At 69.4% G+C, this 21,689-nt stretch carries 21 protein-coding genes and 1 riboswitch; of the genes, 7 read left to right on the top strand and 14 right to left on the bottom strand.

Features of this window, described 5'->3' with window-relative positions; all coding sequences use genetic code 11:
• Positions 1-8: 8 nt before the first annotated feature.
• Positions 9-248 carry a hypothetical protein gene (locus tag ACGFYQ_RS03690; RefSeq protein WP_008738811.1) on the bottom strand — a complete coding sequence of 80 codons (240 nt, stop codon included), beginning with the start codon at positions 246-248 and terminating at the stop codon, positions 9-11.
• Between the two features lie 164 nt (positions 249-412).
• On the opposite strand from ACGFYQ_RS03690, the gene ACGFYQ_RS03685 reads away from it, so the two are divergent.
• Positions 413-1,114 (top strand): rhomboid family intramembrane serine protease, encoded by a 702-nt coding sequence (locus ACGFYQ_RS03685; RefSeq protein ID WP_393739499.1) that lies wholly within the window; start codon positions 413-415, stop codon positions 1,112-1,114.
• A gap of 126 nt (positions 1,115-1,240) precedes the next feature.
• Here the strand turns inward: ACGFYQ_RS03685 and ACGFYQ_RS03680 are convergent, their stop codons facing one another.
• Entirely contained in the window at positions 1,241-1,573 is a 333-nt protein-coding gene (locus tag ACGFYQ_RS03680; RefSeq protein ID WP_393739497.1) for a hypothetical protein, read from the bottom strand.
• Between the two features lie 52 nt (positions 1,574-1,625).
• On the opposite strand from ACGFYQ_RS03680, the gene ACGFYQ_RS03675 reads away from it, so the two are divergent.
• Both ACGFYQ_RS03675 and ACGFYQ_RS03670 read left to right on the top strand, forming a co-directional pair.
• Positions 1,626-2,768, top strand: coding sequence for a hypothetical protein (locus ACGFYQ_RS03675; protein WP_393739495.1), 1,143 nt, complete (start codon positions 1,626-1,628; stop codon positions 2,766-2,768).
• 42 nt (positions 2,769-2,810) lie between these two features.
• Entirely contained in the window at positions 2,811-3,092 is a 282-nt protein-coding gene (locus ACGFYQ_RS03670; protein ID WP_008738815.1) for an Lrp/AsnC family transcriptional regulator, read from the top strand.
• A gap of 348 nt (positions 3,093-3,440) precedes the next feature.
• Here ACGFYQ_RS03670 and ACGFYQ_RS03665 read toward each other — a convergent pair whose 3' ends face one another.
• From ACGFYQ_RS03665 to ACGFYQ_RS03640, 6 genes are all read right to left on the bottom strand, one after another.
• Entirely contained in the window at positions 3,441-4,862 is a 1,422-nt protein-coding gene (locus tag ACGFYQ_RS03665; protein ID WP_393739492.1) for an aminotransferase class V-fold PLP-dependent enzyme, read from the bottom strand.
• Between the two features lie 220 nt (positions 4,863-5,082).
• A riboswitch (SAM riboswitch) is annotated at positions 5,083-5,199 on the bottom strand.
• A 277-nt stretch (positions 5,200-5,476) separates the two neighbouring features.
• Positions 5,477-6,541, bottom strand: a complete 1,065-nt coding sequence (trpD, locus tag ACGFYQ_RS03660) for an anthranilate phosphoribosyltransferase (protein WP_393739490.1) — start codon at positions 6,539-6,541, stop codon at positions 5,477-5,479.
• Between the two features lie 175 nt (positions 6,542-6,716).
• Positions 6,717-8,348, bottom strand: coding sequence for a cytochrome bc complex cytochrome b subunit (locus tag ACGFYQ_RS03655; RefSeq protein WP_393739488.1), 1,632 nt, complete (start codon positions 8,346-8,348; stop codon positions 6,717-6,719).
• Positions 8,345-9,403: a Rieske 2Fe-2S domain-containing protein gene (locus ACGFYQ_RS03650; RefSeq protein ID WP_393739486.1), complete on the bottom strand. Its 1,059-nt coding sequence runs from the start codon at positions 9,401-9,403 to the stop codon at positions 8,345-8,347. The genes ACGFYQ_RS03655 and ACGFYQ_RS03650 overlap by 4 nt, the downstream gene beginning before the upstream one ends.
• Positions 9,400-10,209 carry a c-type cytochrome gene (locus tag ACGFYQ_RS03645; RefSeq protein WP_393739484.1) on the bottom strand — a complete coding sequence of 270 codons (810 nt, stop codon included), beginning with the start codon at positions 10,207-10,209 and terminating at the stop codon, positions 9,400-9,402. Before ACGFYQ_RS03645 ends, ACGFYQ_RS03650 begins: the two co-directional genes overlap by 4 nt.
• Positions 10,210-10,285: 76 nt before the next feature.
• The gene (locus tag ACGFYQ_RS03640; RefSeq protein ID WP_393739482.1) at positions 10,286-10,906 is read right to left on the bottom strand and encodes a heme-copper oxidase subunit III; all 621 of its coding nucleotides are present in this window, start codon (positions 10,904-10,906) and stop codon (positions 10,286-10,288) included.
• 199 nt (positions 10,907-11,105) lie between these two features.
• On the opposite strand from ACGFYQ_RS03640, the gene ACGFYQ_RS03635 reads away from it, so the two are divergent.
• Positions 11,106-11,510, top strand: a complete 405-nt coding sequence (locus ACGFYQ_RS03635) for a hypothetical protein (RefSeq protein ID WP_215140598.1) — start codon at positions 11,106-11,108, stop codon at positions 11,508-11,510.
• Between the two features lie 88 nt (positions 11,511-11,598).
• Here ACGFYQ_RS03635 and ACGFYQ_RS03630 read toward each other — a convergent pair whose 3' ends face one another.
• The 4 genes from ACGFYQ_RS03630 to coxB form a co-directional block, all read right to left on the bottom strand.
• Positions 11,599-12,843 carry an Ig-like domain-containing protein gene (locus ACGFYQ_RS03630; RefSeq protein WP_393739480.1) on the bottom strand — a complete coding sequence of 415 codons (1,245 nt, stop codon included), beginning with the start codon at positions 12,841-12,843 and terminating at the stop codon, positions 11,599-11,601.
• Between the two features lie 152 nt (positions 12,844-12,995).
• Complete coding sequence (locus tag ACGFYQ_RS03625) at positions 12,996-13,394, bottom strand: cytochrome c oxidase subunit 4 (protein ID WP_266629969.1); 399 nt, start codon at positions 13,392-13,394, stop codon at positions 12,996-12,998.
• Positions 13,391-15,124: a cytochrome c oxidase subunit I gene (gene ctaD / locus ACGFYQ_RS03620; RefSeq protein WP_393739477.1), complete on the bottom strand. Its 1,734-nt coding sequence runs from the start codon at positions 15,122-15,124 to the stop codon at positions 13,391-13,393. Before ctaD ends, ACGFYQ_RS03625 begins: the two co-directional genes overlap by 4 nt.
• Entirely contained in the window at positions 15,121-16,092 is a 972-nt protein-coding gene (gene coxB / locus ACGFYQ_RS03615) for a cytochrome c oxidase subunit II (protein ID WP_393739475.1), read from the bottom strand. Before coxB ends, ctaD begins: the two co-directional genes overlap by 4 nt.
• 338 nt (positions 16,093-16,430) lie before the next feature.
• Here coxB and ACGFYQ_RS03610 point away from each other — a divergent pair, with 338 nt between their 5' ends.
• The gene (locus ACGFYQ_RS03610; protein WP_393739473.1) at positions 16,431-17,810 is read left to right on the top strand and encodes a cysteine desulfurase/sulfurtransferase TusA family protein; all 1,380 of its coding nucleotides are present in this window, start codon (positions 16,431-16,433) and stop codon (positions 17,808-17,810) included.
• 276 nt (positions 17,811-18,086) lie between these two features.
• Here the strand turns inward: ACGFYQ_RS03610 and ACGFYQ_RS03605 are convergent, their stop codons facing one another.
• The gene (locus tag ACGFYQ_RS03605; protein ID WP_393739471.1) at positions 18,087-19,061 is read right to left on the bottom strand and encodes a carbohydrate kinase family protein; all 975 of its coding nucleotides are present in this window, start codon (positions 19,059-19,061) and stop codon (positions 18,087-18,089) included.
• A 132-nt stretch (positions 19,062-19,193) separates the two neighbouring features.
• On the opposite strand from ACGFYQ_RS03605, the gene ACGFYQ_RS03600 reads away from it, so the two are divergent.
• Together ACGFYQ_RS03600 and ACGFYQ_RS03595 are read left to right on the top strand one after the other, a co-directional pair.
• Positions 19,194-19,430, top strand: a complete 237-nt coding sequence (locus tag ACGFYQ_RS03600) for a hypothetical protein (protein ID WP_393739469.1) — start codon at positions 19,194-19,196, stop codon at positions 19,428-19,430.
• A gap of 80 nt (positions 19,431-19,510) precedes the next feature.
• Positions 19,511-20,956 carry a hypothetical protein gene (locus tag ACGFYQ_RS03595; protein WP_393739467.1) on the top strand — a complete coding sequence of 482 codons (1,446 nt, stop codon included), beginning with the start codon at positions 19,511-19,513 and terminating at the stop codon, positions 20,954-20,956.
• Between the two features lie 87 nt (positions 20,957-21,043).
• Here ACGFYQ_RS03595 and erpA read toward each other — a convergent pair whose 3' ends face one another.
• Entirely contained in the window at positions 21,044-21,400 is a 357-nt protein-coding gene (erpA, locus tag ACGFYQ_RS03590) for an iron-sulfur cluster insertion protein ErpA (protein ID WP_008738845.1), read from the bottom strand.
• Between the last annotated feature and the right edge of the window lie 289 nt (positions 21,401-21,689).

The following is a 21,689-nucleotide window of genomic DNA, read 5'->3' as shown; positions in this document are numbered from 1 at the left end:
CGGCTCCCTCAGGAGTCCGCGCCCGGCCTGTCCACGAGCTCGATCTGGTCCACCGCGTTGCACCAGCGGCAGCGGACCGACTCGATGGTCTCATTGACCACCTCGCGCTCCTCGACCTTCGGCTCCCCGGCGAGGTCCAGGTGGACGTACTCGACGACCTTCGACGAACGGGTGACGTCGAAACGCGTGAGGTTGCCGCACAGGGTGCAGCGCCACCGGGTGGTGTCGGTCGGCAGGGGAACCGTCATCAGGCCGCTCACTCCTTCATAGCTGCTGAAGCTGCTGTAGCTGTTGTAGCTGATTCAATTAAAGCCGTCTGCTGAGCCGTCTGCGCCGTTCGGGGAGACCGCAGCTCGTAACCCTACGGCCTGCCACCGCTTCAGGTGGGCCTGGTTGCGTCATGCTCTGTCACATGATCGTAAGGTGGCAGGCCGTTCGCGAGGCCGCCCGGGGACCGGTGGTCACCCATGCGCTGATCGCGGGCTGCGCGGTGGTGTTCGTACTGAGCCCGGCCTCGGGGCTGAACCCGGGCTACGGGACGGGCGACGGGCTGCTGGCCGCCGGGACGGACTACTTCCGGCGCTGGGGCGTGATCCCGGACGAGCTCTTCACGGGCACCCCCCGGGCCTGGCTGACCCCGCTGACCGCGCTGTTCGTGCACGGCAGTTGGCTGCACCTGCTCGGGAACATGCTCTTCCTCTTCGTCTTCGGCGCGATGACGGAGGAGCGGATGGGCCGCCCGGCGTTCCTCGTCTTCTACGTCTGTACGGGGTACGTGGCCCTGGCGGCGTACGCGGCGGCCAACGCGGGGTCCTCGCAGACCCTGGTCGGGGCGTCGGGGGCCATCTCGGCGGTGCTGGGCGCCTTCCTGTACCTGCTGCCGCGCGCCAGGGTGACGAGCCTGTTCCCGTTCCTGTTCTTCCTGCCGCTGCGGTTCCCGGCGTGGATCGTGCTGCTGTTCTGGTTCGCCCTCCAGTGGGTGGCGGCGCACCGGGCGGGCAGCGGGCCGGGGGTCGCCTACCTGGCCCACCTGGTGGGCTTCTCGGTCGGCTTCCTGTACGCGTGGGCGCGCTATCGGCGTACCGCCGAGAGGTGTTCCGTAGTCCAGGAGTAGCCGGTCTCGATGTTGTGGAAGGCGGTGACGGCGCAGGCGGCGTCGTTGATCGTGTTGAAGTCGACGCGACCGCTGTTCAAGTTGTAGCGAACCAGTCACGCAGCGTGCCATTGTCGGCTAATTTCATCACGGGAGGTGACGACGATGCAGGCTGCCCAGGCACGCAAGTTCCGAGGAAAGAACAAAGCCCCGAAGTGGACCAAACCCGATGACGGGATGGTGTCGGTGATGGTGCTGCCGCTGGCCGTCACCGATCCCGCCGACCTCGCCCGGCTGGGCAAGCTCTTCGGCGCGATGTGGAACATCAAGCGAGCCGTCCGGAAGGACGCCCGCGCCAAGGTCGATGCGTACTGGGCCGCCAAGCACGAACGCGGCGAGCACGGGGCGAAGGCCGTACGGCAGCGTCTCGGCCTCTCCCGTGAGGCCCTTGAGCGCCGGACGCGCCCGCTCCCATACCACTGGGAAGAAGTGGGAGACCTTCCGCCTCGTCGGCACTCTCCGCGGGCACGTCATGGCTTACACAAACGGCGGGCAGCACGCGTTGATGCCGCCCCGGCGGATGTCCAAGCCCGAGCTGCCTTCCGGCACGGTGCCCACTGGCAAGACCTCCCCATCGGGCAAACCGCTGATGCGGAAGGCGACGTGGTGGGACCACACCGGCCCCCTCGCCGTCGTCTTCGCGGGCGGACCTGACTCCGGCGCGGGTGACCTTGTGCTCCCGGTACGGATGCCACAGCAGCCCGGCCAGTACGCCCGTGTCGAACACTTCCTCTCCACCCCCGGCCGCTGGCACAAGGTGGATCTCGTCCGCCGCCGGAAGGCGGGTGCGCCGGGCGGCTGGGTGTACGAGGCACAGCCCAAGGCGGTGACGGTTCCGGGCGGTGCCCGCGCAGCCCGGTCCAATGGGGTACCGAAGCAGGCGTACCGCCGTGACCGCCTCTCGGCCGGTTACCGGGAGCTGCGCACCCGACAGGCCGAACACGCCGCCTCCATCGCCGAGCACCGCCGCCACCGCGCCCGCAGCGTGGCTCGCGACATCATCGCCGTCCACGGCGCCGTGCTCGTCGCGGAGGACTGCGACATCCGCAGCTGGTACCGGCTGTGGGGCAAACGCCTCTCCCGGACCACACCCGGCCTGCTCATCGCCGCGCTCGACCGCGAGTGCCGGGCCGCAGGCGGACGGCTCGTCCGCGCCTCCACCTGGTCCACCGCCCTGTCACAGCACTGCCTGTGCGGAGAGCGGGTCAACAAGACGCTGCGGGACCGTGAGCACAAGTGCATCGCGTGCGGCCTCGTCGGCAAGCGTGACCTCGTGTCCGCCGCGCTGGCCGCGTTCGTCCGCCTCACCGACGTGGACGACCCCAAGACCGCGTACCTGGACACCACGATGTCCCGGCACGCACAGATCATCTTCTCGACTGGGCTGGAAGAAGCCCTGTGTGAGTCAACCGCAGCGAGCCAGAACACCTCTCGGGGCGCTGGTCACGTGGCAGTCCCGCCCCAGCGCGGGACCTCTGCTCACCGAACCGCCGGAAAGCGGCCCCGAGCGACCCCGGATGACACACGCACCGTGCGTGACCACGCCGGAAAGCCCGGATGCCGCCCCGGCTGCAATCCTCAGCTCACCTTTGGTGACTTACGGATCAAGTCTTAGAGTGAGGCGACCAGCGACGGCCACCGAGGGAGACAGCCAGCCGTGATCACCGCGATCGTGCTCATCAAGACCAGCGTGGACCGCATCCCCGAGATCGCCGAGTCCATCGCCGCGCTGGACAGCGTCAGCGAGGTCTACTCCGTCACGGGGACGTACGACCTGATCGCGCTGGTCCGCGTGGCCCGCCACGAGAACCTGGCGGACATCATCCCGGGCCGCATCAGCAAGATCCCGGGCGTCGAGGCGACGGACACGCACGTGGCGTTCCGTACGTACTCCCAGCACGACCTGGAAGCGGCCTTCGCGATCGGCCTCGACGCGTAGCGCCTCCCGCGGGGCCTGCGGGTACGCCCCGGGCTTCGCCCCCTGCCCCTCCGCTGCGCGGCCCTGGCTCCGGTGCGCCTCAAGCGCCGGCGGGGCTGGGTTCGCCCCCCGGGCGGGGTCTTGACCGCCGGCCCGGTCCGCGGGGTCCCTCCGGGACGTCTCCTCGGCTCGCGCACCAAGCCTCGTCACGGCGTTCAGCCGTGGTTGCGCGCTCGTCCTGCGGGGACGCCCCTGCGCGCCCCCGCTCCCCCCGGCATGCAAGACCCCGCCCGGGTGCGGGGGGAGTCGATTCACACCCCGCACCCGGGCGGGACCCCGCCCCGCCGGCGATTGAGGCGGACAGCAAGCTCAGACCGCCGGGACGCAGCGGCCCTCTTCCGTGCGGTACTGCCACTTCGCGCCGTCCGCGACGAGTTCCTTCACCGCGCGGACGAAGCGGGCCACGTGCTCGTCGGGGGTGCCGGCGCCGAAGCTGACGCGGATGGCGTTGAGGGAGCGCTCGCCCGGGGCGGCCTCCGGGGCTCCGCACTCGCCCTGGGCCTGGGGCTCGCTGCCCAGCAGGGTGCGGACCAGGGGGTGGGCGCAGAAAAGGCCGTCGCGCACGCCGATGCCGTACTCGGCGGAGAGCGCCGCCGCGAAGTGGGAGCTGTTCCAGCCGTCCACCACGAAGGAGATGACGCCGACGCGCGGGGCGTCGTCCCCGAAGAGGGACAGGACGCGGACCGCCGGGACATCGGCCAGGCCCTCGCGGACCGTGGCGATGAGGTGGCGCTCCCGGGCGACCAGGGCATCGAAGCCCGCCTCGGTCAGGGCCTTGCAGGCGGAGGCGATGGAGTAGACGCCGATGACGTTCGGGGAGCCGGCCTCGTGGCGGGCGGCGGTGGTGTTCCACTCGACGTCCACGCCGCCGTCCTCGCGCCGGGCGACCTTGCGGGAGGCGCCGCCGCCCGCGAGGTACGGCTCGGCGTCACGCAGCCAGTCCGCGCGGCCGGCGAGGACGCCCGAGCCGAAGGGGGCGTAGAGCTTGTGCCCGGAGAAGGCGACCCAGTCCACGTCCAGGTCCTGTACGGAGACGGGGTGGTGCGGAGCGAGCTGGGCGGCGTCCAGGACGATCCGCGCGCCGTGGGCGTGCGCGGCCGCCGCGAGTTCCTTCACCGGCCACAGCTCACCGGTGACGTTGGAGGCGCCGGTGACGCAGACCAGGGCCGGGCCGTAGGGGTCCCGGTCGGCCAGCGCCCGCTCCAGGGTGGCGACGGCCTCGTCCGGGGTGCGGGGCGCGTTGAGGTAGGTGACCTGCGCGTTCGTCCAGGGCAGCAGCGAGGCGTGGTGCTCGGTCTCGAAAACGAACACCTGGCAGTCGGCCGGGAGCACGGCGGCGAGCAGGTTCAGGGAGTCCGTGGTGGACCGGGTGAAGACCACCTGGTCGGAGGGGCGGCAGTCGAGGAACTCGGCGACCGTGACGCGGCTCTGCTCGAAGAGGTCGGTGGAGAGCTGCGAGAGGTAGCCGGCGCCGCGGTGCACGCTGCCGTAGTACGGGGCGTACGCGGCCACGTCGTCCCAGACCCGCTGGAGCGCCGGGGCGCTGGCCGCGTAGTCGAGGGCCGCGTAGGTGACCTCGCCGCCGGTGACGAGCGGGACGGTGACGTCCCGGCCGAGGACCGGCAGCGGCTCGGCACAGGCGGGGTCGACGGCGGTTGCGACGGCGGTGGCGGCGGTGGTCGCGGTGGCGGCGACGGCGGTGGCGGCAGCGGCGTTCAGGGATGCGGACATGGCGGAATCTCCCGGCAGGCAGGGGTGAATGGCTTCGGTGTGCCCGTACGCGACGCGGGTACGGCTCGGCGGCCGACCGGGGTACGGGAAGTCCTCGGACGAAGGCGGGTACACGGAAGTGACCCTGATCCGAGGGTTGAAGAAGGGGCGGAGTCGCCCTATCGCATTCGCTTGCTCACGGAAAACGCTCCTCGAGAGACCAGGACCCCTGGTGTCGAGGGATCCGCGCTTGCCGTAGACCTCGCTGCCTACGACCTGGTCATCACCCGGGGCACCCCGCCACGGAAGGAGGGTTGCCGGACAGCAAGCCGGGGCCTAAACGCTGTCACTCGTGACCTGTCCAGCATCCTGCCACATGATCCCCCGTACGCAAGACCCCGGTCCGAATGGCGGACCGGGGTCTTGGCCGAAAACGATCAATCGGAATCAGGCGCGCTGCGCGCTGCGCGCACGCTACGCGTTGCTCGCCGCCACCCACCGCCGCCTTCTCCACGCCGTGCTCGCACCGCTCGGCCGCGGGCGGCCTCGCGGGCTTCGCCCGGCTGCGCCGGCCTCCGGCCGTCGACACGCGGGGCCGGGTCCGGGAGGCCACGCCCCCCGGACAGCGGCGCACGCTAGGCGTTGCTAGCCGCCACCCATCGCTCCAGCGCCGCGCGGGCCGCGCCCGAGTCGATCGACTCCGCCGCGCGGGTGATGCCCGCCGCGAGCTGCTCCTCCAGGGTGCCGGTGCCCGGGTCCAGCGCGACCAGGGCCGCCGCCGAGTTCAGCAGGACCGCGTCGCGGACCGGGCCCGTCTCGCCGGAGAGGAGGCGGCGGGCGACATCCGCGTTGTACGAGGCGTCCGCGCCGCGCAGCTCCGACACGTCGACCAGGGCGATGCCGACGTCCCGCGGGTCGAAGGCCTGCTCCGAGACCTTGCCGTCCCGGACCCACCACACCCGCGAGGTCGAGGTCGTGGTCAGCTCGTCCAGGCCGTCGTCACCCCGGAAGACCAGCGCGGAGGAGCCCCGCTCGGCGAGCACGCCCGCCACGATCGGGGCCATCCGGGCGTCGGCCACGCCGGTGGCCTGCGCCCTGACCTTCGCCGGGTTGGTCAGCGGGCCGAGGACGTTGAAGGTGGTCCTGATGCCCAGTTCCTTGCGCGCCCCCGCCACGTGCCGCAGCGCCGGGTGGAACTTCACCGCGAAGCAGAAGGTGATGCCGGCCTCCTCGGCGACCTCGACGACCCGCGCGGGGGTGAGGTCGAGGTTGACGCCGAGCTTCTCCAGGACGTCCGAGGCCCCGCTCGCGGAGGACGCGGCCCGGTTGCCGTGCTTGACCACCTTGGCGCCGGTACCGGCGACCACGATCGCCGACATCGTCGAGATGTTCACCGTCTTGGCCCCGTCGCCGCCGGTGCCGACGATGTCCACCGTCGGGCCCGACACCTCGATCAGGTTGGCGTGCTCGTACATCGCCCGTACGAGGCCGTTGATCTCGGCGACCGTCTCCCCCTTGGCCCGCAGCGCGACCGTGAAGCCGGCGATCTGGGCGTCGGTGGCCTCCCCGCGCATGATCTTGTCCATGGCCCAGGCGGTGTCGTCCGCACTCAGGTCCTGGCCGGTCAGCAGGGCGTCGAGAACGCCCGGCCAGCCACGGGCCGCCACGCTGTCGCCGCCTGCCGGGGTCACAACGTTCATGGTCCGCTCCTGCTGCTCATCGGGGATTCCGTCGTCGAATGGGAACGGCTTCAGCCTATCCAGCCACGGAGACGGCAAAGAGCCCCGTCCCAGACACTGGACGGGGCTCTCGCCGTGGCGACACCAGGACTGACCGAAATCAGTCCCTCATTCGATCAAGCGGCCGAACGGGAGATCAGTGGTGGCCGTGGCCGCTCTGGATCTCCTTGTACTCCTCCACCGTGGGCTTCGGAATCTGGTTGCCCTCGGCGTAGAAGCCCTTGCTGAGCTTCGCGCGCAGCTTCTCGCCGAGCTTCACCTTGCGCTCGACACCGTTCTCGTCGACCGTCGGGCCGATCTCGACCGGCTCGTAGGTGACGTACGAGGTGAGCGTGTGCAGCTTGTCCTGCGAGAGCGGCTCGTGGACCTCGATGAACTCACCGTGCGGCAGGCGCTTGATGATGCCGGTCTCGCGACCGTGCAGCACCTTGTCCCGGTCCCGGCGCTGGAGGCCGAGGCAGATCCGCTTGGTGGCGATGAAGGCGAGGACCGGGACGACGAAGAAGCCGATCCGGACGAACCAGGTGATCGAGTTGATCGAGAGGTGGAAGTACTGCGCGAACATGTCGTTTCCACCGCCGATCAGCAGGACGATGTACTCCGCGATCCAGGCGACACCGAAGGCCGTACGGGTCGGGACGTTGCGCGGGCGGTCCAGGATGTGGTGCTCGCGCTTGTCCCCGGTGACCCAGGACTCGATGAAGGGCCAGACGGCGATCGAGCCCAGCACCAGCGGGAAGAGCAGCAGCGGGATGAACACGCCCAGGACGAGCGTGTGGCCCCACAGGTTGATCTCCCAGCCGGGCATGGCTCGGATCAGGCCTTCCGGCATACCCATGTACCAGTCGGGCTGCGCACCGGTGGACACGTGGTCCGTGCGGTACGGGCCGAGCGCCCAGATCGGGTTGATCGAGGCGATGGCCGCGATGGCCGCGATGACACCGAAGACCAGGAAGAAGAAGCCTCCGGCCTTGGCCATGTAGACCGGCAGCAGCGGCATGCCGACGACGTTGTTGTTCGTCTTGCCGGGACCCGCGAACTGGGTGTGCTTGTGGTAGAAGACCAGGATCAGGTGGGCCACCAGCAGGCCCATCATGATGCCGGGCAGCAGCAGGATGTGGATCGAGTAGAACCGCGCGACGAAGTCGCCGCCCGGGAACTCTCCGCCGAAGAGGAAGAACGACAGGTACGTGCCGATGACCGGCACGGACAGGATCGCGCCCTCCATGAAGCGGACACCGGTGCCCGACAGCAGGTCGTCCGGCAGCGAGTAACCGGTGAAACCGGTGAACATGCCGAGGACCAGCAGCAGGAAGCCGAAGATCCAGTTGACCTCACGCGGCTTGCGGAACGCGCCGGTGAAGAAGACGCGCATCATGTGCACGACCATGCCCGCGACGAAGATCAGCGCGGCCCAGTGGTGGATCTGCCGGATGAGCAGACCACCGCGGACGTCGAAGCTGATGTCCAGCGTCGAGGCGAAGGCCTCGGACATCAGGACGCCCTGCATCGGCACGTACGAGCCGTGGTACACGACCTCGTTCATGCTCGGGTGGAAGAACAGCGTCAGGTACACACCCGTGAGGATGATGATGATGAAGCTGTAGAGGCAGATCTCACCCAGCATGAAGGACCAGTGGTCCGGGAAGATCTTGCGCATGTTGGACTTGGCCAGGCTGTAGATGCCCAGGCGGCCGTCCGCCCAGTCCGCTACGCGCTCGCCGGCGGGCGCTTTGCGCGCCGTCTTGGACTCAGTGGCAGTGCTCATCCGCGCTCCCAGAAGGCAGGACCGACGGGCTCTTCGAAGTCGCCGAGCGCTTCGAGGAAGCCTTCGTCATTCACGCCGATCCGCAGCTGCGGAAGCGCGTGACCGGCCGGGCCGAAGATGACACGGGCGCCGTCGGAGAGGTCGAAGGTGGACTGGTGGCACGGGCAGAGCACGTGGTGCGTCTGCTGCTCGTACAGGCTGATCGGGCAGCCGACGTGGGTGCAGATCTTGGAGTAGGCCACGATGCCCTCGTGGGACCACTCCAGCTCCTGCTTGTCCTTGATGTCCTCCGGCTTGATGCGGACGATCATCAGGGCGGCCTTGCCGATCTGGACCTGGAAGTCGTGCTGATCCTCCTCCAGGCCTTCCGGCATGGCGAAGGTGAGCGAACCGACGAGCACGTCCTCGGGACGCAGCGGCTCCATCGTGTTCTGGTTGATGAGCAGCTTGCCCTTGGCCCACAGCGTCGTGCGGAGCGACTTCTCGGGCATCGGACCGGTGTCGCGCAGGAGCATGACGGCGGACAGCGGCAGCACGGCCAGCGCGCCCAGCATCGTGTTGCGGATCAGCGGACGCCGGCCGATGCCGGACTCGTTCGCGCCGTCCGCGAAGTCCTGCATGACCTTCGCCTTGACCTCCGGCGAAGCGGCGATCGGGTGACGGTCGTCGGCGACCTCGACGTCGGACATCAGGGTGCGGGCCCAGTGGACCGCGCCCGCGCCGATGCAGAAGAGGGCCGTGCCCAGGGTCATGCCCAGCGCGAAGTTGAGCGCGCTCACCTTCCCGATGGGGAAGATGTACACGATCTTGCTGACCGGGATGACCACGTAGGACGCGATGAACGCGACCGTGGCCAGGATCGACAGCGTGAACAGCATCGCGACGGTGCGCTCGGAACGCTTCGCCGCCCGCTCGTCGATGTCCTGGATGCGCGGCTTGTGGACCGGAAGGCCCGGGTCGGCGAACGGGTCGTCCGCGACCGCTACGGCACCGTGGTGCGCGTCGCCCTGCTCACTCGGCAGGTGCTTCTCTTCGGGAATCTCTTGGCTACTCATGACTTCTTGGCCTTAGCGGTGTGGGCCGCGACCCAGACGGCGACAGCGATCAGCGCACCCAGACCGAAGATCCAGCCGAACAGACCCTCGGAGACGGGGCCGAGGCCACCGAGCTTCAGGCCGCCAGGGCTGACCGACTTCTCGCCGTTCACGTTCTGGATGTACGCGATGATGTCCTTCTTCTGCTTCTCCGGCATGGTGCTGTCCGGGAAGGAGGGCATGTTCTGCGGGCCGGTGAGCATGGCCTCGTAGACGTGCTTCGGCTCGACGCCCTCAAGGTTGGGGGCGTACTTGCCGTTCGTCAGCGCGCCGCCCTCGCCGGTGAAGTTGTGGCACTGCGCGCAGTTGTTGCGGAACAGCTCACCACCCTTGGCGATGTCGGCACCCGCCGGGTCGTACTGCTTCTCGGTCGGCACGACCGGGCCGGCGCCGAGGGAGGCGATGTACGCGGCCAGCTGGTCGATCTGCGCCTGGGTGTAGATGTTCGGCTTCTTCGGCACCTGGGCGCCGGGCTGCTGGGCGGGCATGCGGCCCGTGCTCACCTGGAAGTCGACGGCCGCGGAGCCGACGCCGACCAGGCTGGGGCCGTCAGTGGAACCCTGACCGCCGGTTCCGTGGCAGCTTGCGCAACCCACGGCGTAGAGCTTCTTGCCCTCCTCGATGGCGAGGGACTGGGCGGTTTCATCGGCCTGCGCCTTGCCCGCGGGAGCAAAGGCGGCGTACAGCCCCCCAGTGGCCGCCAGCGCGAGGAGTAGAACGACGACCGCCGCCAGCGGATGGCGTCGTCGTGCGGAGAGCTTTTTCACGGATTACCCCGGTGTCAGGATCTTCTGCGTCGGTGTGTCTGGATGGAGTGCCGGGTCTGGCCCGGTGACGTGTTCGCTACTTGATCAGGTAGATCGTGGCGAAGAGGCCGATCCAGACGACATCGACGAAGTGCCAGTAGTAGGACACGACGATGGCCGACGTGGCCTGTTCGTGGGTGAACCTCTTGGCCGCGTACGTCCGGCCGAGGACCAGCAGGAAGGCGATGAGACCGCCCGTCACGTGCAGCCCGTGGAAGCCGGTGGTCAGGTAGAACACCGAGCCGTACGGACCGGACGAGAGGCTCAGGCCCTCGTGCTTGACCAGCTCGGTGTACTCGAACACCTGGCCGCCAATGAAGATCGCACCCATGACGAACGTGATGATGAACCACGTCCGGAGCTTCTTCACGTCACCGCGCTCGGCTGCGAATACGCCGAGCTGGCAGGTGAGCGAGGAGAGCACCAGGATCGTCGTGTTCGTCGCCGAGAAGGGCAGATTCAGGAATGAAGCCTGTTCTGTCCAGTACTCGGCGCCTGTCACGGATCGCAGGGTGAAGTACATCGCGAAGAGGGCCGCGAAGAACATCAGCTCGGAACTCAACCAGATGATGGTTCCGACGCTGACGAGGTTCGGCCGGTTGACCGTCGGGTGCGCGTGCCCGGTATCTACTGTCGTTGCTGTCGCCACGACCGACATTATGTCGGTCGCTTATCCCGCCCTCACCCCGGGGGGTGCCGTTCGGAGTGTCCGGGGCGTGTGCAAGGCCCGAACGGCCCATCAGATGTCCCCATGAGCGTCTCGTACGAGGCTGTGCGAACCGATGTTGACAGCGCATCGGGAGGAGTAGCATCCCGCGCAACATCAACGTGATTCACGTGACACGTGGAGGAACGAAATGCGGGCGACTGCGCGGGTTCTGGTCTACAGCGACGACGCGGGCACCCGGGAGCAGGTGCGGCTGGCGGCCGGGCGCAGGCCGGCCGCGGACCTGCCGCCGGTGGAGTTCCTGGAGTGCGCGACGCTGCCGGCGGTCCTGACGGAACTGGACGCGGGCGGCATCGACGTGTGCGTGCTGGACGGCGAGGCGGTTCCGGCCGGGGGCATGGGCGTGTGCCGGCAGATCAAGGACGAGATCTTCCGGTGTCCCCCGGTGCTGCTGCTGATGGGGCGCCCCCAGGACGCCTGGCTGGCCACCTGGAGCCGCGCGGACGCCGCCGTGACCCTTCCGGTGGACCCGGTGGAGTTCGCGGACGCCCTGGCGGCCCTGCTGCGCTCCCGTCTGTCGTCCTCGGCCGCCTGACGGCCGCCTGACGGCCGCCTGACGGGGCGTACGCGGGCCTACGGGGTTCTCGTAGGCCCGCACGGGGCCCCGGCTCGGACGGTGGACCTCAGACGGTGGGCCGCAGGCGGGCCTGGTCGACGGGGGTGCGGCCGTCCTGGGTGCCCTTGAGGAGGGCGCTGCCCTCGCGCCATTCCTTCCAGTCCATGTTCCAGTCGCCGTAGCCGTTGCCGAAGGTGTCCATGTCGTCGCCGATACTGTTGATCACCCTGACGATGTCGCCCTCGGTGATGTTCTCGTAGAACCAGGCGGCGTTGCCGGTGCTCATGCCGGTGCAGCCGTGGCTGACGTTCTCGTAGCCCTGGGAGCCGACGGACCACGGCGCGGCGTGCACGTATTCACCACTCCAGGTGACGCGAGTGGCGTAGTAGACGGGCAGGTTGTAGTACTCGCTGCCGCCGATGCCGACGGTGTCGCCGCGCATCTGGACGAAGTACTGCTTGCCGAGCACCACCTTGACCCCGTTGCGGGTGGAGAAGCCCGGCTTCCCGGTGGTCACCGGAATGGTGTTGATCACTTCTCCGTTGCGCCTGAACGTGAGGTAGTGCGAGGAGGCGTCCGTGGTGACCTCGACGCGGTCGCCGATCTCCAGCTTCAGCGGCTTGGCCGCGGCCCCGTAGAGGTGGTCGGAGATCTTGACGCCCTCCAGGTTGCTCCGTACCGAGACCTCGGTGTTGGCGGGCCAGTAGTCCTTGGGCCGGTAGTGGAGCTTCTTGTCGTCGACCCAGTACCAGGCGCCCTCGACGCCGGCGGGTGCGGAGACGAGCAGGCCCCGTTCGACGATCGCGCGGGCGGCCTTGTCCTTGACGGGTTCGCTGAGTTCGGCCGTGAGGGGCTGTCCGACGCCGTACTTGCCCGCGTCCGGGCCGAATTCGACTTGCAGGACACCTTTGGCCGGTGTGGTGTCGAAAGAGATCGTGCGCTGCCCTGGAGCGCCCTTCCCGTTCTCGGTGCTGACGGTGACCGTGTAGCGGACGCCCGCGGCCATCGGGACCGTGTTGTGCCAGCGGTCCCCCTTGGCGGAGAGTTCGCCCGCCAGGCGGCGGCCGTGGGTGTCCACGACCGTGACGTCGGTGATGCGTGCCTCACCCCCCTTCGTGGTGACTTCGAGGGGCTTGTCGGGGTCCACCGGGCGACCGCCGGTGGCCTGGTTGAAGGCGACTTGATCGCCCGCGTCGTACGGGCGGGCTGACAGCGGGTTGTCGCCGGACCCGCATGCGGTGGCGCCGGCCCCGAGGGACGCGACCAGCAGGGAGCAGCTGAGTACCGTCCAAAGACGCGGTGAGTGCTTCATGGGACCAACGCTATGAAGATATGACTATTACGGCGCGCGGGGTGACTGCAAACGAGGGGCCCGGACTCCTCCGAAGAGGTGTCCGGGCCCCGGGTCCGACGCCGATACCGGTCTTCGCGACGGGTGCGTCGGTGTTGCTGGTGCTGCCGGTCCTACTGGTTCTGGTTCTCACCGCGGTAGTACTCGTACACCCAGCCCCACAGGCCGATCACAATGATCGGGGCCGAGAAGTACATGAGCCACCAGCCGAAGATGACGCCCATGAACGCGAGCGCACCGCCGATGCCCAGCGAGAGCGGCTGCCAGCTGTGCGGGGCGAAGAACCCCAGCTCGCCCGCCTCGTCGGCGACGTCGGCCTCCAGGTTGTCCTGGGCCATCTCGTCCACGCGCTTGGCCGTGAAGGCCAGGTAGTAGCCGATCATGACGCTCAGGCCGAAGGCCAGGAAGAGCGCGGTGGTTCCGACGGGCTCCTTCGACCACACGCCGTACACGACGGCCATGATCAGGATGAAGAAGGAGAGCCAGAGGAACATCTTGCCCTGGATCTTCACTTGCCGGCCTCCTTGCCACCGGTGACGGCCTTGGTGGCGACGCTGTGGTCCTCGAGGTGGTCGAGGGCCGCGATCTCAGGGTGGTGCAGGTCGAACGCCGGGGATTCGGAACGGATCCGCGGCAGGGTGAGGAAGTTGTGCCGCGGCGGCGGGCAGGACGTCGCCCACTCGAGCGAACGGCCGTAGCCCCACGGGTCGTCGACCTCGATCTTCTTGCCGTACTTCGCCGTCTTCCAGACGTTGTACATGAACGGCAGCATCGACATGCCCAGCAGGAACGAGCTGATCGTCGAGATCGTGTTCAGGGCGGTGAAGCCGTCGGCCGCGAGGTAGTCCGCGTAACGACGCGGCATGCCCTCGGCGCCCAGCCAGTGCTGCACCAGGAACGTGCCGTGGAAGCCGATGAACAGCGTCCAGAAGGTGATCTTGCCGAGGCGCTCGTCCAGCATCTTGCCCGTGAACTTCGGCCACCAGAAGTGGAAGCCGGCGAACATCGCGAACACCACGGTGCCGAAGACGACGTAGTGGAAGTGCGCGACGACGAAGTACGAGTCGGAGACGTGGAAGTCCATCGGGGGCGAGGCCAGGATGACGCCGGTCAGACCACCGAAGGTGAAGGTGACCAGGAAGCCGATCGTCCAGAGCATCGGGGTCTCGAAGGACAGCGAGCCCTTCCACATGGTGCCGATCCAGTTGAAGAACTTCACACCGGTCGGTACCGCGATCAGGAAGGTCATGAAGGAGAAGAACGGCAGCAGCACACCACCCGTGACGTACATGTGGTGGGCCCACACGGTCACGGAGAGGCCGGCGATCGCGATCGTCGCGGCGATCAGACCGATGTAACCGAACATCGGCTTGCGGCTGAAGACCGGGATGATCTCGGAAACGATGCCGAAGAACGGCAGCGCGATGATGTACACCTCTGGGTGTCCGAAGAACCAGAAGAGGTGTTGCCACAGCAGGGCGCCGCCATTTGACGCGTCGAACACATGCGCACCGAACTTGCGGTCGGCCTCCAGCGCGAAGAGCGCGGCGGCCAGCACCGGGAAGGCGAGCAGGACCAGGACACCGGTCAGCAGCACGTTCCAGGTGAAGATCGGCATGCGGAACATCGTCATGCCGGGCGCGCGCATGCAGATGATCGTGGTGATGAAGTTGACCGAGCCGAGGATCGTGCCGAAGCCCGAGAAGGCCAGACCCATGATCCACATGTCGGCGCCGATGCCCGGCGAGCGGACCGCGTCCGACAGCGGGGAGTAGGCGAACCAGCCGAAGTCGGCGGCGCCGTTCGGCGTCACGAAGCCGGCCACCGCGATGGTCGAGCCGAAGAGGTACAGCCAGTACGCGAACATGTTCAGCCGCGGGAACGCCACGTCGGGCGCGCCGATCTGCAGCGGCATGATCCAGTTCGCGAATCCGGCGAACAGCGGCGTCGCGAACATCAGCAGCATGATCGTGCCGTGCATCGTGAACGCCTGGTTGAACTGCTCGTTCGACATGATCTGCGTGCCCGGACGGGCCAGCTCGGCGCGCATGAAGAGCGCCAGGAGACCGCCGATGAGGAAGAACACGAACGACGTGACCAGATACATCGTGCCGATGGTCTTGTGGTCGGTAGTGGTCATCCACTTCACGACGACATTGCCCGGCTGCTTGCGCCGTACCGGCAGCTCGTTCTCGTACGAGTCAGCTGCGGCGGCACCCTGGGATTCGTTGAGGATGCTCACAGTTTGTTCGTCTCCGCATTCCGGGCCGGGTCGGTCTGCTTGATGCCGGCCGGAAGGAAGCCGGTCTGACCCTTCTCCGCCAGATCCTTCAGGTACGCCTGGTACTTCTCGGGCGAGACGACCTTGACGTTGAAGAGCATCCGGGAGTGGTCGACGCCGCAGAGCTCGGCGCACTTGCCCATGAAGGTGCCTTCTTGGGACGGGACGACCTCGAAGACGTTGGTGTGGCCCGGGATGACGTCCTGCTTGAACAGGAAGGGAACCACCCAGAAGGAGTGGATCACGTCGTTCGACGACAGGATGAAGCGGACCTTCTCGCCCTTGGGCAGGACCAGGGTCGGCCCCGGGTTGCCCGTCTGCGGGTTCTGGTCGCCGGGGACGCCCTTCTGGTAGACGCCCTCGGCGCCCGCCGGGAAGTCCTTGGTGAAGCGGTCCGGGATGTTGGCGAGCTCCTTGGGAGTCGCACCCGCCTTCGGGGTCGCCGCGTCGCCGTCGACGTTCTCGATGTAGTTGAAGCCCCAGCTCCACTGGTAGCCGATCACGTTGATCGTGTGCGCCGGCTTCGAGAGGGCGAGCAGCTTCGACTCGTCACGCGCGGTGAAGTAGAAGAGCACCGAGACGATGATGAGCGGGACCACGGTGTACAGCGCCTCGATGGGCATGTTGTACCGGGTCTGCGGCGGGACCTCCACCTTCGTCCGGCTGCGCCGGTGGAAGATGATGCTCCAGACGATCAGGCCCCACACCAGGATGCCCGTGATGAGCGCGGCCGCCCAGGATCCCTGCCACAGGGAGAGGATGCGCGGCGCCTCCTCGGTTACCGGAGTCGGCATTCCGAGGCGGGGGAAGTCTTTCCATGTATACGAGCAACCAGTGGCGGTCGCCAGGACCACGCCCGCAGTCAGCGCCTGCAGCAGCTTCCGCCGCATCGGGCGCCGCGGCGAGCGGTCGGAGCCGTAGGGACTCACGTAGCGCCTTCCCGAGAGTCTCGGCCCGCGCGGCCGGCCGCGGCCGTGTTCGGGTCGGTCGCCGGCCCTGACGCAGGCAGGGGTTTGGATGTTTATGCGGACCAAACCCTACTGGACGCTATTTGGGGTCGCGCGGGGAGGGTGCCCAACGCGCCGCTACTGCCCCCGAAGGGATGGATCCGCCGTACGGGGGACGGTGCGAATGGCCCTGAATGGTGGGCTCCGGGGCCCATCTGACGCCCTCTGACCTCGAACGTCGTCGGGCTCCGTCCCGCCCGCCTCCCGACCGCCGCCCCTCAACGGCGTCCTCCGCACGGCCCCTGCCTTACGGTGACCGGATGCCGTACTTCGACAGCGCGTCCGCCGCCCCCCTGCACCCCGTGGCCCGGCAGGCGTTGCAGGCCTCCCTGGACGAGGGCTGGGCCGATCCGTCCCGGCTGTACCGGGAGGGCCGAAGGGCCCGGCTGCTGCTGGACGCGGCGCGGGAGGCGGCCGCGGAGGCGGTGGGATGCCGCGCCGACGAGCTGGTGTTCACTCCTTCGGGGACGCACGCGGTTCACACGGGGGTGGCGGGGGTCCTCGCGGGCCGCCGCCGGGTCGGCGGCCATCTGGTCCTATCTGCGGTCGAACACAGTTCTGTACTCCACGCGGCGGAGGCGCACGAGGCGCACGGCGGGACGGTGACCGAGGTCCCGGTGGACCGTACGGGCGCGGTGACGGCGGCGGGTTACCGCGACGCGGTGAGGGCGTCCACCGCCCTGGCCTGCCTCCAGTCCGCCAACCACGAGGTGGGCACGGTCCAGCCGGTGGCGGAGGTCGCCGAAGTCTGCGCGGAGGCGGGGGTGCCGCTGCTGGTGGACGCGGCGCAGTCGCTGGGCTGGGGGCCGGTGGAGGGCGCCTGGTCCGTCCTGGCCGGGAGTGCGCACAAGTGGGGCGGTCCGCCGGGGGTCGGCCTGCTGGCGGTGCGCAAGGGGGTCCGCTTCTCACCCCAAGGCCCCACGGACGAACGGGAGTCGGGCCGCTCCCCCGGCTTCGCGAACCTCCCCGCGATCGTGGCGGCCGCGGCGTCCTTGCGGGCCGTACGCGCCGAGGCCGACGCGGAGGCGGCCCGGTTGCGGATCCTGGTGGACCGGATCCGGCGCCGGGTGGTCCGGCTGGTCCCCGACGTGGAGGTGGTCGGCGATCCGGACCGCAGGCTTCCGCACCTGGTCACGTTCTCCTGCCTGTACGTCGACGGGGAGATCCTGCTGCACGAGCTGGACCGGGCGGGGTACTCGGTCTCCTCGGGCTCCTCGTGCACGAGCTCGACGCTGACCCCCAGTCACGTGCTGCGGGCGATGGGGGTGCTGTCGGAGGGGAACGTACGGGTGTCCCTGCCGCCGGGGACCACTGCGGAGGAGGTCAACGGATTCCTGGAGGTGCTGCCGGGGGTGGTCTCCGGGGTACGGGAACGGCTGGGCGTGAGCGAAACCGTCCCGGTGGCCCCGGAGTCGGAGTCCCTGGAGCTCGACGCGCTCGGGCTGCGCTGCCCCCAGCCGGTGATCGAACTGGCCCGGGCCATCGTCCGGGTCCCGGTGGGGGGCACGGTCACGGTCGTCTCCGACGACGAGGTGGCCCGCCTGGACATCCCGGCGTGGTGCGCGATGCGGGGCCACGAGTACGTGGGCGAAGCCGAACGCCCCACGGGCGTCGCGTACACGGTCCGCCGCCTCGCCTGACCCCCGCTCCGCCGGGCACCGGGCTCCGCCCGGACCCGCGCCTCAAACTCCCCCAGACTCCGTCCGGGGGGACCCCCAGGCGGGGCTGGAATTGCCCGGCGGGCAATCCAGCCCCGCCGGGGGCAGGCTGCAGGCTGACGCCGGCCAAATTCCAGCCTCGCCGGCGATTGAGGCGCGGGGGTCCGGGGGCGGAGCCCCCGGCAACGGCGGCGCGCCCGGCCGGCCTGGGGCAGGGCCCCGGACCGGCCAGGCAAGCGGCAGCGGCAGCGGCAGCGGCTAGGCCAGGTGCGACTTGACCTCGGCGGCGGCCTCGTCCCCGTACGCCTTCGTGAAGCGCTCCATGAAGTGGGCCCGGGCCAGGGTGTACTCCTGGGTGCCGAGCGTCTCGATGACCAGCGTCGCGAGCATGCAGCCCAGCTGCGCGGCACGCTCCAGGCCGACGCCCCAGCTCAGCCCGGTCAGGAAGCCGGCGCGGAACGCGTCGCCGACACCCGTCGGGTCGACCTTCGCGGTCTCCTCGGGGCAGCCGACCACGATCGGCTCCTCGCCGACCCGCTCGATCCGCACGCCCTGCGAGCCCAGCGTGGTCACCCGCGTGCCGACCTTCGCGAGGATCTCCGCGTCCGTCCAGCCCGACTTCGACTCGATGAGGCCCTTCTCGTACTCGTTCGAGAAGAGGTACGTCGCACCCTCCATCAGGGTGCGGATGTTGTCGCCGTCCATCCGGGCGATCTGCTGCGAGAAGTCGGCGGCGAAGGGGATCCCCCGCGTCCGGCACTCCTCCGTGTGGCGCAGCATCGCCTCGGGGTCGTCCGCGCCGATCAGGACGAGGTCCAGCCCGCCCACCCGGTCGGCGACGGACTTGAGCTCGATCAGCCGGGCTTCGCTCATCGCGCCCGTGTAGAAGGAGCCGATCTGGTTGTGGTCGGCGTCCGTGGTGCACACGAAGCGCGCGGTGTGCAGGACCTCGGAGATCCGGACGGACTCGGTGTCGACTCCGTGCCGGTCCAGCCAGGCGCGGTACTCGTCGAAGTCGGAGCCGGCGGCTCCGACCAGGACCGGACGGCTGCCCAGCTGCCCCATGCCGAAGCAGATGTTCGGGCCGACACCGCCCCGCCGGACGTCGAGGTTGTCGACGAGGAAGGAGAGGGAGACCGTGTGCAGCTGGTCCGCGACCAGCTGGTCGGCGAATCGGCCGGGGAAGGTCATGAGGTGGTCGGTGGCGATGGAGCCGGTGACTGCGATGCGCACGGCGTGGACGCTCCTGCGGAGGACGGCAAGCGGACAGTCAAAACTACCCGGTCGAGCGCCCCGGGCCGAACGGCCGAAACTACCCCGTAGTAGGTCTTTCTTCACGTGAGGCACGGTGCCTACGGTGCCTCCATGACCTATACCGACGGCTTCGGCTACTCCGAGTACACCTCCGACGCGCGCGTCGCGGAAGGCGCGGGGCGGCCCGGCTTCGCGCGTCTGCTCGGCGATTGCGCCCGGATGGCCCCGCACTGGGCGGTCCCGGCGGGCCCCCGCCCGGTCCGCGTGGCGCCCTCGCAGATCCACGGGATCAGCGTCCCGCCGGCCTCGGCGCGGCTGATCGCCTCCACCGCGGCCTACGGGGACTGAGCGGGGGCAGGGGAACCGGTTGCGCGTCTGTTCCGTCACACCCGCATCAGGCAGGACGGAACAGGTGAAGGAGCGATGCGGTGACCAGCGAAGAACCCGACACATCACGCGGCACACGACGGCGGCCGTCCTGGGCCATCGGCTCGATCGCGGCCGCCGTCCTGCTGACCGGCGGCGGTACCGCGTACTGGGCGTCCACGGCCCACGGGGACGCGTCGGGCAGCCGTACGGAGAACAGCGCGGCCTCGGCGCCCCGTGACGCGGGCAGCCCCACCGGGCCCGGCATCGCGCCCGGGGAGCCCGACCCGTCCGGCGGCGGGGTGGTCTACCGGGCCGACGTTCCGCTGCCGGAGGCTCCGGCGTCCGCGCCCGGCTTCACCGCGTCGGGGGAGGTCACCTCGGCGGAGGTGGCCCGCCTCGCGGCGGCCCTCGGGATCTCGGGCGCGCCGCGGCTGAACGGGGACGTCTGGGTGGCCGGGGAGGCCGCCGACGGCTCCGGGCCCCGGCTCACGGTGACCCGTACGGCCCCGGGGACGTGGAACTTCAACCGCTTCCAGGCGTCGGGCAACGGCGCCGGGGACGACTGCGTGCGCGGCAAGGACACCTGCGGTCCCGCCACCCTGCCCCAGGACGCGGGGAACGCGGGTTCCGGCAAGGCCGGCGCGTCCGGCACGCCGGTGTCCGAGGAGGCCGCCAAGGCCGCCGCGCGCCCGGTGCTGGCCGCCGTCGGCCAGGAGGGGGCCACGCTCGACGCCCGGCTCACGCAGGGCGCGGTACGGGTGGTGACCGCGGACCCGGTGATCGGCGGGCTCCCCACCCAGGGCTGGTCCACCAAGGTGAGCGTGGCCGGCGACGCGTCGGTGGTGGCGGGCAGCGGCGAGCTGAAGGCCCCGGTACGGGCGGCCGACCAGCAGGTGGTCGGCGCCGTGGAGGCGCTGGCCCGGCTGAACGCGAAGTCGGGCGGTTCGGACGGCACCGGCCCCGGTCCCAGCGGCTGCGCGACCTCGGTCCCGCTGGATCCGGACAACCCGCCGGGGCCGACGGACACACCGCCGTGCAACCCGGAGCCGCGGCCCATGAAGCCGCCGCGCACGGAGACGGTCAAGGGCGCCACGCTCGGCCTGGTCCCCGGGACGGTGGACGGGGCGCGGGGTCTGGTCCCGGCCTGGCTCTTCGCGGTGGCGGGCCAGGGCGGCGCCCCCGGCCACACGGTGGCCCAGCCGGCCGCCGCGCAGGAGACCACCCCCGGCCCGAAGGACGGCCGTACGGTGCCCGGATTCTCGTACGCGCAGGCCGACCGGAAGCTGACGGTGAACTTCTGGGGCAGTGTGTGCAGCACCTACGCCCTGGAGGCCCGTGAGGAGTCCGCCTCGGTCCTGGTGAAGATCACGGACACGCCGAACCAGCCGGGCCAGGCCTGCATCATGCTCGCGCAGGAGATGTCCCTGACGGCGACGCTCAAGGAGCCGCTGGGCGACCGCAAGGTGGTCGACGCGACCTCGGGCAAGCCGCTCCCCCGGCAGTGATCCCGCGGACGGCGGACATGTGACGAGGGCCCGCCTCCGGTCTGATCAGACCGGAGGCGGGCCCTCGTCGTGCAGCCTTGAGCAGGCTTAGCTGAACGAGTCGCCGCAGGCGCAGGAGCCCGTGGCGTTCGGGTTGTCGATCGTGAAGCCCTGCTTCTCGATGGTGTCGACGAAGTCGATCGAGGCGCCGTGCAGGTACGGGGAGCTCATCCGGTCGGTGACGACCTTCACACCGTCGAAGTCCTTCACGACGTCGCCGTCGAGGGAGCGCTCGTCGAAGAAGAGCTGGTAGCGCAGGCCGGAGCAGCCGCCGGGCTGGACGGCGACGCGCAGCGCCAGGTCCTCGCGGCCTTCCTGCTCCAGCAGGGTCCTGACCTTCTCGGCGGCGGCGTCGGACAGGAGGATGCCGTCGCTCACAGTGGTCTTGTCGTCCTGTACGGACATCTGCATTCACTCCCGAAGTGGGCGGCTCCCCGCCGGAGGCAGGGAAACGTCGGACTCTTGCCGTCGGTGGCAACGAGCGGGACCGCGGATTCATTCCGGGACCCGACGCTTGTTTCAGACATTCATGCTCGCACACCGCGGGACGGGCGGGCCGGTGGACCGACCGGCTGATGCGTCACATTGACGCTATCGGCATCGTCAAAGTGACGTGAAGAGGTTATGATAGATAACGTCAAATAGACGAGAAGTCGAAGCGATAGCTCCAAAAGTCCCCAGAAGTCCCTTGTCG

The organism is Streptomyces sp. NPDC048258 (assembly GCF_043201995.1).
GTDB lineage: Bacteria > Actinomycetota > Actinomycetes > Streptomycetales > Streptomycetaceae > Streptomyces.
Note: the sequence above shows the minus strand (reverse complement) of the source record. Positions and strands in the feature narration are given on the sequence as shown.

What these genes read in the sequence shown, in the direction of transcription:
- ACGFYQ_RS03690 (WP_008738811.1), bottom strand. Translation starts at nt 248, where the DNA reads ATGACGGTTCCCCTGCCGACCGACACCACCCGGTGGCGCTGCACCCTG.
- ACGFYQ_RS03685 (WP_393739499.1), top strand. Translation starts at nt 413, where the DNA reads ATGATCGTAAGGTGGCAGGCCGTTCGCGAGGCCGCCCGGGGACCGGTG.
- ACGFYQ_RS03675 (WP_393739495.1), top strand. Translation starts at nt 1,626, where the DNA reads ATGGCTTACACAAACGGCGGGCAGCACGCGTTGATGCCGCCCCGGCGG.
- ACGFYQ_RS03665 (WP_393739492.1), bottom strand. Translation starts at nt 4,862, where the DNA reads ATGTCCGCATCCCTGAACGCCGCTGCCGCCACCGCCGTCGCCGCCACC.
- trpD (WP_393739490.1), bottom strand. Translation starts at nt 6,541, where the DNA reads ATGAACGTTGTGACCCCGGCAGGCGGCGACAGCGTGGCGGCCCGTGGC.
- ACGFYQ_RS03655 (WP_393739488.1), bottom strand. Translation starts at nt 8,348, where the DNA reads ATGAGCACTGCCACTGAGTCCAAGACGGCGCGCAAAGCGCCCGCCGGC.
- ACGFYQ_RS03650 (WP_393739486.1), bottom strand. Translation starts at nt 9,403, where the DNA reads ATGAGTAGCCAAGAGATTCCCGAAGAGAAGCACCTGCCGAGTGAGCAG.
- ACGFYQ_RS03640 (WP_393739482.1), bottom strand. Translation starts at nt 10,906, where the DNA reads ATGTCGGTCGTGGCGACAGCAACGACAGTAGATACCGGGCACGCGCAC.
- ACGFYQ_RS03635 (WP_215140598.1), top strand. Translation starts at nt 11,106, where the DNA reads ATGCGGGCGACTGCGCGGGTTCTGGTCTACAGCGACGACGCGGGCACC.
- ACGFYQ_RS03630 (WP_393739480.1), bottom strand. Translation starts at nt 12,843, where the DNA reads ATGAAGCACTCACCGCGTCTTTGGACGGTACTCAGCTGCTCCCTGCTG.
- ACGFYQ_RS03610 (WP_393739473.1), top strand. Translation starts at nt 16,431, where the DNA reads ATGCCGTACTTCGACAGCGCGTCCGCCGCCCCCCTGCACCCCGTGGCC.
- ACGFYQ_RS03600 (WP_393739469.1), top strand. Translation starts at nt 19,194, where the DNA reads ATGACCTATACCGACGGCTTCGGCTACTCCGAGTACACCTCCGACGCG.
- erpA (WP_008738845.1), bottom strand. Translation starts at nt 21,400, where the DNA reads ATGTCCGTACAGGACGACAAGACCACTGTGAGCGACGGCATCCTCCTG.